The sequence below is a fragment of the Bacillus aerius genome, assembly GCF_029894105.1.
Classification (GTDB): domain Bacteria; phylum Bacillota; class Bacilli; order Bacillales; family Bacillaceae; genus Bacillus; species Bacillus altitudinis.
The window spans coordinates 3,160,413-3,173,162 of the sequence record NZ_JARYHO010000001.1; the positions used below are offsets into that span (position 1 = coordinate 3,160,413).

Annotated in this window: 11 protein-coding genes and 1 pseudogene; 3 read left to right on the forward strand and 9 right to left on the reverse strand. The window is 41.3% G+C overall.

The window, feature by feature from the left end:
• Positions 1 to 469 precede the first annotated feature (469 nt).
• The 3 genes and pseudogenes from M2353_RS16485 to M2353_RS16495 all read left to right on the forward strand — a co-directional run bounded on the left by M2353_RS16485 (position 470) and on the right by M2353_RS16495 (position 3,545).
• Entirely contained in the window at positions 470 to 1,447 is a 978-nt protein-coding gene (locus M2353_RS16485; protein ID WP_047945698.1) for a 2-hydroxyacid dehydrogenase, read from the forward strand.
• Positions 1,448 to 1,789: 342 nt separating this feature from the next.
• Positions 1,790 to 2,116: pseudogene (locus tag M2353_RS16490) on the forward strand (ribonuclease); the annotation flags it as partial.
• Positions 2,117 to 2,193: 77 nt separating this feature from the next.
• A protein-coding gene (locus tag M2353_RS16495; protein ID WP_284725742.1) for an IS3 family transposase occupies positions 2,194 to 3,545 on the forward strand; the annotation gives its coding sequence in 2 pieces (ribosomal slippage) (positions 2,194 to 2,638 and positions 2,638 to 3,545; 1,353 coding nt in all).
• Between the two features lie 63 nt (positions 3,546 to 3,608).
• Here the strand turns inward: M2353_RS16495 and M2353_RS16500 are convergent.
• From M2353_RS16500 to M2353_RS16540, 9 genes are all read right to left on the reverse strand, one after another.
• A complete protein-coding gene (locus M2353_RS16500) occupies positions 3,609 to 4,352 on the reverse strand; it encodes an arylamine N-acetyltransferase family protein (RefSeq protein WP_058336953.1) in 744 nt (247 codons plus the stop codon).
• Between the two features lie 39 nt (positions 4,353 to 4,391).
• A complete protein-coding gene (locus M2353_RS16505; RefSeq protein ID WP_008348124.1) occupies positions 4,392 to 4,649 on the reverse strand; it encodes an HPr family phosphocarrier protein in 258 nt (85 codons plus the stop codon).
• A gap of 26 nt (positions 4,650 to 4,675) precedes the next feature.
• Entirely contained in the window at positions 4,676 to 5,626 is a 951-nt protein-coding gene (gene whiA / locus M2353_RS16510; protein WP_008348125.1) for a DNA-binding protein WhiA, read from the reverse strand.
• Positions 5,627 to 5,643: 17 nt separating this feature from the next.
• On the reverse strand, positions 5,644 to 6,603 hold the full coding sequence (locus M2353_RS16515; protein ID WP_008348128.1) for a gluconeogenesis factor YvcK family protein: 960 nt from the start codon (positions 6,601 to 6,603) through the stop codon (positions 5,644 to 5,646).
• The gene (rapZ, locus tag M2353_RS16520; protein WP_024719879.1) at positions 6,604 to 7,491 is read right to left on the reverse strand and encodes an RNase adapter RapZ; all 888 of its coding nucleotides are present in this window, start codon (positions 7,489 to 7,491) and stop codon (positions 6,604 to 6,606) included.
• 39 nt (positions 7,492 to 7,530) lie between these two features.
• Positions 7,531 to 7,995 carry an 8-oxo-dGTP diphosphatase gene (locus M2353_RS16525; RefSeq protein ID WP_058336954.1) on the reverse strand — a complete coding sequence of 155 codons (465 nt, stop codon included), beginning with the start codon at positions 7,993 to 7,995 and terminating at the stop codon, positions 7,531 to 7,533.
• A gap of 357 nt (positions 7,996 to 8,352) precedes the next feature.
• Positions 8,353 to 9,303 carry a thioredoxin-disulfide reductase gene (gene trxB, locus M2353_RS16530; RefSeq protein ID WP_024719880.1) on the reverse strand — a complete coding sequence of 317 codons (951 nt, stop codon included), beginning with the start codon at positions 9,301 to 9,303 and terminating at the stop codon, positions 8,353 to 8,355.
• Between the two features lie 234 nt (positions 9,304 to 9,537).
• Positions 9,538 to 10,911, reverse strand: coding sequence for a C40 family peptidase (locus tag M2353_RS16535; protein WP_284725743.1), 1,374 nt, complete (start codon positions 10,909 to 10,911; stop codon positions 9,538 to 9,540).
• 364 nt (positions 10,912 to 11,275) lie between these two features.
• Complete coding sequence (locus tag M2353_RS16540) at positions 11,276 to 12,736, reverse strand: tetratricopeptide repeat protein (RefSeq protein ID WP_041507811.1); 1,461 nt, start codon at positions 12,734 to 12,736, stop codon at positions 11,276 to 11,278.
• Between the last annotated feature and the right edge of the window lie 14 nt (positions 12,737 to 12,750).

The following is a 12,750-nucleotide window of genomic DNA, read 5'->3' on the forward strand; positions in this document are numbered from 1 at the left end:
AAAATGATAGAAAAAAAAGAAAAAAATGAGAAAACGATGAGAGAATATGTAATCATTTTCTCTATTTTGCTCTTTGTTCCGCTTCAGCACAGGGGAGAGGCGGCTTTTGCTTACAAACGATGGCTTTCATTTCACCAAAAGACGATGAAATGGTTTAGTAGAAAATGACCATCCCGTTTAATACACTGCAAATATAATAAATTTTCTATCAAAAAGTCTCGATCTTTTTTCCGGTTTGTCAGATTATCTCTCGAAACATCTAGCATTTTTCTATGACTCATCTACTAATCACTCGTTTTTCTACATCATAAAAAGACATCAGCATTTACTCTTTCACTATAAAAATCTCTCCTTTTCCGTTATTTCAGTATATTAAATATTGAGCAACTCATATTCAAACGTGTACTGCCAAAATGGTTGCTTTATAATAAAAAGAGAAAGATGACCATGTGAAAGGAGCGAGTTGATGATGAAACCACATATTTTTGTCGCCAAACCCTTACCTACCGCTTTTGAAGACATGTTAAAAGAACATTGTACATATGAGGTATGGCAGTCAAAGGACCCGATCCCAAGAGATCTGTTATTTGAGAAGCTGCAGAAGGCTGATGGCCTTTTAACATCTGGTACGAAAATTGATCAAGATTTATTAGATCATGCACCCCAACTCAAGGTGGTGAGCAATAATTCAGTCGGCTATGACAATTTTGATCTAGAAGCCATGAGACAAAGAGGCGTGATTGGTACGCACACGCCTTATACACTCGATCATACCGTTGCTGATCTTGCCTTTTCTCTCATTCTCTCTTCTGCGAGGAGAATTGCCGAGCTTGATCGTTTTATCCGCGAGGGAAAATGGACAAAATTTGTTCAAGAGGAAGATATATTCGGCATTGATGTCCATCATCAAACGCTTGGGATCATTGGGATGGGACGAATCGGTGAGCAAGTAGCCAAACGAGCCGCTCATGGTTTTGATATGAACGTCCTCTATCACAACCGGAGCCGGAACGAGAAAGCCGAATCGGCATATGGCGCTGTATATTGCGCACTGGATGACTTGCTGAAGCAAGCTGATATCATTGTGTTAATCACACCACTGACGGATGAGACGTACCATATGATAGGAGAGCGGGAATTGAAATTAATGAAGCCGACAGCTTTATTCGTGAACATCTCCCGCGGAAAAACCGTCGATGAGAAAAGTCTCATTCAAGCACTGCAGGAAGGGTGGATTAAAGGAGCTGGTCTGGATGTGTATGAGCAAGAACCGCTTCAGGAAGATCATCCTTTCAAGGAGATGGACAATGTCACGCTTGCCCCGCATATCGGTTCCGCTACTGAAACGACAAGAGACCTTATGCTGAAACGAGCCATTCATAATGTACTTCATGGAATTGATGGCAAAGCCCCTGTTGATATTGTGAAGGAGCTTGCCTCATCTTAATTGAAAAAAGGCGCAGGGAACTGCGTCTTTTTGTTTACGTCATCTAGAGACAGTAGGTCAAAAAGCCTCATTTTTTCCAATCTCCTGATTCTTTACATTCTCTTCATATGCCGGTGCTATAATATGAGGTAGACAAGCATCAAGAGGACGGCATCCCATTTCCTTTTGAGGAGGATCAAGATGAAAAAAATAAGTTCGATTTTTACTCTGTTCGCTCTGATTGCTGCCATTCTGTTTTCTGGATTTATCCCGCAGCAAGTCCATGCAGAAACACCACTTACACCCACAGCCACAAATGAGACTGCTTCCGTACAGCTTGCACCAGACCTTCGTACCCTTGCCGTCATTAATACCTTTGATGGTGTAGCAGATTACTTAATCCGCTATAAACGACTACCTGATAATTACATCACCAAATCACAAGCGAGCGCCCTCGGATGGGTGGCATCAAAAGGAAATTTAGCTGAAGTCGCGCCGGGCAAAAGCATCGGTGGAGACGTATTCTCTAATCGGGAGGGACGCCTTCCATCCGCTAGTGGCCGTACATGGCGTGAAGCCGACATCAACTACGTCTCCGGTTTCCGTAATGCTGACCGCCTAGTATACTCAAGTGACTGGCTCATTTATAAAACAACCGATCACTATGCTACATTTACAAGGATTCGTTAATCATTGTAAAAAGACAGCCCTAAGTGAAGTGCACCCCAAATATTAGACACAGTCTAACATTTGGAGGTGCTTTTCTTTTGGCTAAATTTACAATTGAAGATAAAATCAAAGCTGTAAAACGATACCTCATTGACCGCGAACCCCTGCTTGGAATTGCAAAACAGATTGGCGTGCACAAAAGCATACTTCAATATTGGGTCAGAAAGTATCAATATCATGGCGAAAAAGCTTTTTCAAAGTCATATACAAATTATCCAGTCCAATATAAACTAGACATACTTGATTATATGAATGAACATGGGACGTCTATCTTGGAAACAGCTGCACTCTTTAACCTGCCTTCTGATACCACGCTTTGGAACTGGAAGCGCATCTTGGAAACACAAGGAGTAGACGCCCTTCAATCTAAGAAAAAGGGGCGTCCGTCTATGAAAAGGAAAACTGGAAAACAAGAAATAACGAAAGGATCAATGGAAGCGTTACAGGCAGAAGTAGAACATTTGCGCATGGAAAATGAGTATTTAAAAAAGTTGAATGCCTTAGTTCAAAACAAGGAACAATCACCAAACAAGACAAAGCGCAAGTAGTCTATGATTTAAGGCATCAATATCCGGTGAAATCACTTCTTAAGCTCGCATGTATTCCACGCAGTACCTACTATTACTTGATCAAGCATTTAGATCGTCCTGATCAGGATGTCGAACTGAAAAAGATGATTCAAACTATTTATCAGGAACATCAAGGACGTTATGGATATCGCCGGATTCGTGATGAACTAATTAATCGGGGACAAAAGGTGAATCACAAAAAAGTCCAGCGCATCATGAAAGTTCTAGGGCTAAAATGCATGGTCCGAGTGAAGAAATATCGTTCATACAGAGGCACAGTGAACAAAATAGCGCCTAATATTTTGGCTCGTCATTTTCAAGCTGATAGGCCAAATGAGAAATGGGTCACAGATATAACGGAGTTCAAGTTATTTGGTCAGAAGCTCTATCTTTCGCCCATATTAGATCTATTTAATGGTGAAATCATTACCTATACAGTCGGTTCAAGACCTGTTTATTCACTCGTCTCAACGATGCTTCATCAGGCGTTCAACCGTTTAGATGAAGATGAGAAACCAATGATACATTCTGATCAAGGATGGCATTACCAAATGAAGCAATATAGACACGACTTAAAAAAGCGTGGGATTACACAGAGTATGTCCCGAAAAGGTAACTGTTACGATAACGCAGTTATCGAGAACTTTTTTGGTATCTTAAAGTCTGAATTTCTATACCTAAAAAAATTTGAGAACATCGAACACTTCAAGCAAGAACTTGAACAATATATTGATTACTACAATCACACACGTATAAAGACAAAACTAAAAGGCATGAGTCCGATACAATATCGAACTCATGCCTCGAAAGCTGTCTCATAAAAAAACGCGTCTAAATTTAGGGGGTCACTTCACAGTCAAAAGGGCTGTCTTTTTTCATACTGTTTACGGAAGCAGTTTTTGTACGTACTCTTCAAACGGTTGTGAGAGTGGTTTCTTCGATACTTCTTCCTGTTCATGTATCGTGACATGATCCTCTGTCACGATCACACGACCTGTTGGTGTCAGTTTGGATGCAAGCAGCCTTTTGTTAAAAGGAGAGGCTTCATTTTCATAAATCTCATGCCGCAATTGCACAAGTGTATCTTCACCGACTTCTTTTAATGTGAAAGCATAACCTGTTTCAGCACCTGCTCCCCTATCCAATTGGAGTAGATGGGTTCCTTTTTCTGTTTCCTCTGCGTTCACGCGAAAACGAAGGGACGGTGCTTCCACCCATTCACCTGTAAAAGGGACGGGCTGAAGGGGTAAATTCACACCAAATCCTGCATCAATGAGGTAGCGCTCATGGTGATGTTGAAGGACGATGGCTACATGCGTCCCATCCAGTGCCCACTTCTCTGCTTCTTTGTTATATACGGTCCCTTGAACGAGCTGTACAGCGAGACCTGCCTCTTTTAAGACATAATATAAGAGCGGATTGAGGTCATAGCAAAGCCCACCTCTGCTGCCTTCCAGAAGATGATGCTTCAAACCTTCTTGATCCAAAGCATAGGCGTGTTTACCCACCACAGATCTATTTTCAAAAGGAAAGGTATAAGCCATCTTCCTTAGTAAATCCGGCAATTGATCAAACGTAATGGACGCGGCTTCGTATCCAATTTTCTGTAAAAAAGCTGATTGAATCACAACTTTCCCTCCTAAAAAAACTGAGCCCTTGAAAGAGACTCAGTTTTCTTGATTGATAAAATCCGTTAACGCATCGATGGCTTCTTGTTCATCTGCTCCATCAGCTATTAGTTTGACGGTGACCCCAGAGCTGATCGCAAGACTCATTAGTCCCATAATACTCTTCGCATTGACCTTTTTCCCATCTTTCTCTAGAAAAATATCAGCACCAAAACGATTGGCTTCTTGAACGAACAAAGCAGCCGGACGTGCCTGCAAACCCGTTTTCAGCTGAATTGTGACCGTTTTTTCCACCATATGATCTGCCTCCCTTTTTTATTTCCCTATTTGAGTGTAACAGCTTGTCCGTTTCTTAATTGTTCTGCAATTTGATCTAGCTTTCTTAAACGGTGATTAATGCCTGATTTGCTGATCTTGCCGCTTTCCACCATTTCGCCAAGTTCCTTTAGTGTGACTTCTTGGTAGTCAATACGCAGTTGCGCAATTTCACGCAGCTTATCTGGCAGGGCGTCTAGTCCAATCTTTTCGTCAATGAATTGAATATTTTCAACCTGGCGCAGTGAGGCACCGATCGTTTTATTCAAGTTTGCTGTTTCACAATTGACGAGCCGGTTCACTGAATTCCTCATATCTCGGACGATACGCACGTCTTCAAAACGAAGCAATGAGTTATGAGCACCCACAACACTTAAGAATTCCGTAATTTTCTCCGCTTCCTTCATGTATGTGATAAAGCCTTTTTTGCGTTCAAGTGTTTTACTGTTAAGATGGAATTGATTCATGAGCTCACAAAGGGCATCATTATGTTCTTTGTATAGTGAAAAAATCTCAAGGTGATACGAAGAGGTTTCTGGATTATTCACAGAACCTCCTGCTAAAAAAGCACCTCTCATATAGGAACGCTTGCAGCATCTTTTCTTCACAAGTTCTTCTGAAATGTTGCGTTCAAATACAAATTGTTCACCTAATATCTTTAGGTCCTCTAAAATGGTTTTCGCTCGTTCTACCAGTCTGACAATATACACATTATTCTTTTTTAATCTCATTTTTTTACGAACGAGCAGCTCGACAGTCACATCGTATTTCTTTTTCAAAAGGGTATAAATACGTCTTGCAATGGCTGCGTTCTCTGTCTGTATATCTAAAATCAATTTTCGATTAGAAAAAGATAATGAACCGTTCATACGGATGAGGGCAGAAAGCTCTGCTTTTGTGCAGCAGTCCTTCACTTCCAGATTAGTCAGCTCTTTTTTTGTTTCGGATGCAAATGACATCCTTGCCACCCCCATTCCTATTTTTTCTGATGCAGCAGATCGACAAGCAGCGCGGCTACTTTCAGCGTATCATGACGAATCACATGCTGGTCATATGTAATGATTTCCCCAGGGATGACTTCTAGTCCCATGGCTTTGAGTACATCTGTGTCGAACTGTACAGGCTGCGCCTGTTCTTCTGCATATTTTGCTTTGATTTCTTCTGGAATTTCTTTATTGTTCACAAATATCGTATCGATAAATGGTCGGTCCATATGATCGTTTAATGCCTGCACATGATCAGCTGCACTGTAGGAAAGCGTTTCCCCCGGCTGTGTCATGACATTGCAAATATAGACTTTTTTCGCCTTAGAACGAATCACTTCTTCGCCAATATGCGGTACAAGCAAGTTTGGCAAGATACTTGTATACAAGCTGCCAGGTCCAAGGACGATCAAGTCGGCTTCACGAATGACTTGAATCGATTCTGGGAGCGGCTCAATCGTATCGGGTGTGAGGAACACTCGTTTAATTCGCTCACCATAGGTTGGGATTTTTGATTCTCCTGTTACCACTTGCCCATTTTCTAATTCAGCATGAAGAACAACACTTGAATTCGCTGCTGGCAATACTTTTCCTCTCACATTTAAGACCTTGCTCATTTCTGTGACGGCATGAAAAAAATCACCGGTTATATTCGTCATAGCCGCAAGAATGAGGTTGCCGAGAGAGTGGCCTGTTAAGTCATTCCCTTTATTAAAACGGTGCTGAAATAAATCTTCTACAAGCGGTTCGACATCAGAGAGTGCCGCAAGTACATTTCGAATATCGCCTGGAGGCGGAATATTCAAATCATGTCGCAGTCTGCCTGAGCTGCCTCCATCATCAGCTACCGTCACAATGGCGGTAATGTCCACTGGCTTTGTCTTTAATCCTCTAAGTAAAACAGATAAGCCAGTGCCTCCGCCAAGAATGACAACCTTTGGTAGTGTCGTCATCTATTTTCTGCTTCTCTTTTCAATGTCCCGGTGAGTGACATGAGTATAGTAGTCATTTTTAAAATACTCCGATAAGTAGTTCGCTAGCGTCACTGATCGGTGCTGTCCGCCTGTACAGCCAATGGCGATCACCAGCTGACTTTTCCCTTCTCGTTTATAGGACGGTAGCATAAAGCTGAGAAGGTCGATTAATTTCTCTGTGAACTTTTGCGTTTCACTCCACTTCATGACATAGGAGCGTACTTCTTCATCGTTTCCAGTCTGTGGACGCATGCTCTCAATATAGTAAGGATTCGGCAGAAATCTCACATCAAATACAAGATCAGCATCAATCGGCAGACCGTATTTAAAACCGAAGGACATCACATTCACTGTAAACACCTGCCCTTGGCTCGTGGCAAAGTGTGCAACAATTTTTTCTCGAAGCTGTTTGGGTTTTAAATCCGATGTATCAAAAATCATTTGAGCCCGGCCTTTTAACTCTTCTAACAGATCGCGTTCCATCTCAATTCCTTCGAGCGGCAAACCTGTTGTCGCAAGGGGATGAGAACGTCTCGTTTCTTTATATCTTGAGACTAGCACCTTATCGTTTGCATCTAAAAATAGAATCCTTGGTGTGATCCAGCCGATATCACTCATCTCATCTAAGGCAGCAATTAAGCTATCAAAGAATTCGCGTCCGCGCAAATCCATCACAAGGGCCACCTTGCTCATCTTTGAATTGGATTCCTTCATGAGCTCTAGAAACTTCGGTAAAAGTGATGGCGGTAAGTTATCCACACAAAAGTAACCTAAGTCTTCAAAGCTTTGGATGGCAACGGTTTTCCCCGCACCTGACATCCCTGTAATAATCACAAGCTGAATATCATCTTGTTTGTGCGTATTCATGCCTGCTCCCTCTCCTTCTTTATGAAAACGGTTCATTTATTAGTCTCCTTGAGGATCTAATCGATAAGCAATCAGCTCAAAATCTGGTGTATACGTAAAAGTGCCGTGGAGAAGTCCTTTCCCTTTCAACATGAAGTCAAGAATATGGGAATCTCCTGGAGCCATCGGCAAGCTAGGCACATCTTTTACATCATGCCATTTTAAAATGCCTTCCTCCGACTCTGATACGTTTTTTCCTGTAAAGGAATCTGCCATAAAGGTGAACATCATCCACTCTTGAACGATTTGATCGCCTTCTTTTATGATAAAGGTAAACACGCCTTTTAGCTGCGGATTTAAAATATAAATGCCTGTTTCTTCTCTAAATTCTCGAACGACTGAATCCTTGACCGATTCTCCGCTCTCCATTTTGCCGCCAGGTGCTACCCACCAGCCTCGTCTTGGCTTTTGCAGCAAGAGAACTTGATCATCGTGATGCAGCACACAATTGGTTACTCGTTGCATCAGCTGTCACCTACTCTTTTATGTCTTTTTCTTATTATACAGGTTCATCATGACTCCCACAATGAACATGCCCGTTCTTCACTGAAAACAGACAGGTTTTCGTATGAATATGGTGACGGGCACTTTCTCTATTCTTTATTTTACAACATCTAACGGTTCTCCATGCGTCATTTGTGAACATCTCGTGAATTTCTGATTTTAAGCAAAAAAAAGGACACGGATTCACATCCGTGCCAAACATGTATTCCTTATAAAAGGGGGTCAATTACTAGTTTCATCATAACGGATAATTGTTTCACCCGTGTTACATTCCAGTTAAAAGCCCGTGACGCAATATTAAGGATTTACGACAGCTGTTTATTTCATTGCTTTTAGCTTTTCAGCAAGCTCTTCTACATAATGCTGTGCACTCTGTGCTGCAATACTTCCATCACCTGTTGCTGTGACGATTTGACGAAGGGTTTTCTCACGAATGTCACCAGCGGCGAAGATTCCTTCAACTTTTGTTTCCATTCTTTCGTTCGTCTCAATGTAGCCCTCTGCATTTGTAATCCCTAGATTTTCAAATGGTTTAGACAGCGGCAGCATACCGATGTAGATAAAGACGCCATCTGTTTTGAAGTCTTCTTCCTCACCTGTCACGGTATCAATTAATGTCACACTGCCGACTTTCCCGTTCTCTTCATTGATTTCTTTGACGGTTTTGTTCCACATAAAGTCGATTTTTTCATTATCAAATGCACGTGCTTGTAAGATGCTTTGGGCACGCAGTTTGTCGCGTCTATGGACAATAGTGACTTTAGACGCAAAGCGAGTGAGGTAAACACCCTCTTCTACTGCTGAATCTCCTCCGCCAATCACGACAAGCTCTTTGTTTTTAAAGAAGGCACCGTCACATACCGCGCAGTATGATACGCCGCGGCCGCCAAGTTCTTTTTCGCCTGGTGCACCGATTTTTTTGTATTCAGCACCTGCCGCAATAATGACAGAGCGTCCTTTGTATTCTTTGGAACCAGCTTTGACGATTTTGTACTCTTCACCATCTACAATTTCTTTAATATCGCCATACGCATACTCGGCACCGAATTTCTTTGCATGCTCAAACATTTTATTTGAAAGTTCCGGTCCTAAGATGCTTTCAAAGCCCGGATAGTTCTCGACATCTTCCGTATTCGCCATTTGGCCGCCTGGAATTCCTCTTTCAATCATCAGTGTTGAAAGATTTCCCCGTGATGTATAAACAGCGGCTGTCATTCCGGCAGGACCCGCTCCAATGATGATCGTATCGTAGATTTTTTCTTCTGACACAACTGTCACTCCCTCTTCAATTGCTGCTAGCATTTCTTATTAGAATGCCCTTGGGTGATGCTTCCATTCATGACAGAGAGCATCATTTCCACTCTTAGCTTTTATTCCTTACCCATATCCTATTAAATCTGCGGATAATAAGCGAATCATTTGCTCATATCTTCAAAAAAAGAAAAAGCTTCCTTAAACTGCTGTTTAAGGAAGCCTGTTTACGGTTATATAGTGAGTAATGATTTATTCAACGACTCTTCTTACAACGCCTTTGAATGCTTTTTTCCAGTAAACGTTGCTCATAGAGTCAACTGAAACACCGCGAGAGCTGTTATCGTTCAAGAATGTACCGTTTCCTAAGTAAATACCAACGTGTCCATTTACTTTATACGTATCAAAGAACACAAGGTCTCCACGTTTCATGTCAGATGCACTTACAGCTCTTCCTTTACCTACAAGCGTATCTGTTGTTGTACCGCCAACTGGTCCAAGGTTGATGCCTGCTGATGCAAATGCCCAGCGAACGAATGAAGAACAGTCAAAACGACGTGCGTCAATATCGGCTTGTGATCTGCCGCCGCCCCATTTATATGGAGATTGTCCTACAATGGTAGAACCTGTGCTGATCGCACCTTCGATTCCGCCTACGTTATTGCTGACAGGTGATCCACCGCCAGAAGATGGCTTTTTGCTTGGTGAACTGCTGCTATTGTTATTTGAAGATCCACTGTTATTTGAAGAAGAACCGCTGTCGTTATTAGAGCTGTTGTCTTCTGCTTGAACACTAGCTTGACGCTGCTGTTGTTTTTGTGCTTTTTCTTCTTTTGCTTTTTGAGCAGCTTCTCTTGCTTCTTTTTCAGCTTGTTTTTGAGCAGCGATTGTTGCGTCTTTTTCAGATGCAATGCTGTTTGCCTCAGTGTTTAACTCGCTGATTTGAGAAGAAGCACTTCCTTTTTGCTTTTTCACTTGCTTGAATAGCTTGTCTTTCTCATCAAGCTGTTTATTTAAGTCTGTTTGAAGTGTTTCAAGCTTTGCAAGCGTCTTTTGAACATCTTCAAGCTTTGTATTTAATTCGTTTTCAGACTTTTGTAATTCTGCTTTGTCTCTTTCTTGTTCTTTAATGATTTCGCTGTCTGCGTTGATTAATGTAGATACAGCACCTGCACGGCTGATGAAATCGCTAAAGCTTTTTGCTCCTAGTAATACATCTATGTATTTCGTAGAACCACCGCTTTCTTGAAGCGCACGTACACGCTTTTTCAAGAATTCGTTTCTTTCTTCGATACGTTTTTCTGTATCAGCAATTTCTTTTTTCAGTGCTTTGATTTCTTTTTTTGTTTTTTCGTTTTCTTTTTGTTTTTCTTCGATTTGATCACTTGTTTTTAAAGCTTTTTCGTCAATTTCTTTTAGCTTTAGCGCAAGTGCCTCTTGTTTTGCCTCAAGCTTTGAAAGCTCTTCTTTTTTCTTTTGAAGATTCTTGTTTACCTCTGACTGCTTGCTGTCTAGTTCTTGTTTCTTTTGTTCAAAGTTCTGTGCATTTGCTTCATGAGTAAATGGAATAAATAAACCGCTCGCTCCAATCACCGAAGCTAAACCGAAAGTAATAAACTTTTTCACGTATAGTTCCTCCTTTGACAATTTCCCAAGCGACATGAGAAAGCAGCAAATTCTCTGCGACCAATCTGTGCTTCCTGTGTCTTTCTCTCTGATGATTCAGTCAGATGTTGACCAGATTGTTTCTATCACTAGGTGTTGCATTATGTATAGTAAAATATTTAAATATATGTCTTTGTTTTAATCCACGAGTTTCATTATACATGACACATCGACAAAATGAGCTAATATTTTTATTACATTTATGTTTCAAATAGATGTCGAGATTGTCATACTTCGCCAAATCCTAGCAAATCCCACCTTTTTATCCAAGAAAAAAGCATGACCTTTTCGGCCATGCTGCTGTTATCTGAATCTATTTACCTATTCAAACCATGAACGCACAAATAATATTCTCATATTTTGACAGCGTTTGAACGCTGATCTGAAAAGAAGCTGCGATCTCTTTTTTGCTGACAGCTGATTCTTCTTGTTCATTCATCCATAGATAATAAGAAGCTGCTGCCCATGCAATGGCATTTTTCTTCTCTACGCCTGAAGCGCGTGCTTGCTGAATAATATGGAATAACCAAAAATATGGCATGTGGCTATCAGGCTGCACCGCTTCTTCCAAAGCAGATGCCGCCTGTTTTGCGAAGACCGCATCTTCTGAAAACGATCGTTCTTCCATTTGATCTTCATATAAAAGTAACTCAATAAACTGCTGTTCAAAGGCCGTTTTCGCAGCGCGGGAATCAAGAACAGATTGCAAGACGTCACGTTCACCTTTTTGTTTGCTGACATAGTAGGCAGTGAGTCGTTCCTCAATTGAAACCATTGGCTCAGACTCCTCTGGTTTATCTTGCCACGGCTTGATTTCATCTGCATCAATATCTTCTTCCACCATCTTATCCCAGACGGTTTGCGCCAGCGTTTTGTGGCCCGTATAATAGGCTGCACTTGCCAGCCAGTATAAAAACGTACTATCACCTTGGAAACCTGTTTTATACAAAGAATAAAGCCATTTAAATGCCCATTCAAATTCTCCAACAAGGGCAAATGTCGCGCCAAGCTTATAACGCTGTTCACTTAATATTGGATACACGTGCGTTAATTGCTTCGCTAACAGATTGACCTTTTCTTCTTCTTTTTCATAATGATAGAAAACAAGCTGATTACAAAGGGCATGCAGATTACCGGGATTTTCATGAAGGACCCGGTTCAACATTTCTTTTGCCTGATCGATTTGGCCAGAATAAAAATAGGCCAAAGCGAGATTATTATACGCTGACCAAAACTCTGGATACTCAACAATCATCTGTTCCAGCATCTCGATTGCTTCATCCAGCCTGCCGCTTTCTAGCAAATGGTTGGCTTGATCCTGCTTTACAATCAGATCATCCTGATCATAAGGGAAATCTTCATCAACATCGTCACTCATATCAAGCAGATCGAGGAGATCGTCATTTTCATCTGCAAATTCCCCGTCTTCTTCCAGCGCAGCATAAGCAGTGGCGCATCTATATGCCTCTTGAAACAAACCGAGATTCGCATAATTATTGGCTTTAAAGTAGTGACACTCTGACATATTCTCATCCAAGTGTTCAAGGATAAAATCAAGCAGTTCATTTGATTGTTGGTAATGACCCATTTCAGTATAAATAATGGCAAGCTGCGACAGCATTTCTACATTTTCAGGCTCAAGTACGATGGCCCGCTGTATCAGCTTACTTGCCCTAGACAGATTTCTTTCTCTATATGCTTTTAGACCTTTATGAAAAAAGTAATGCCCATCTTGGAATAGCTGGACGACTTGTGTGTGATTATTTTGAGAAGTGTATTTACTCACCGATACCCTCCATT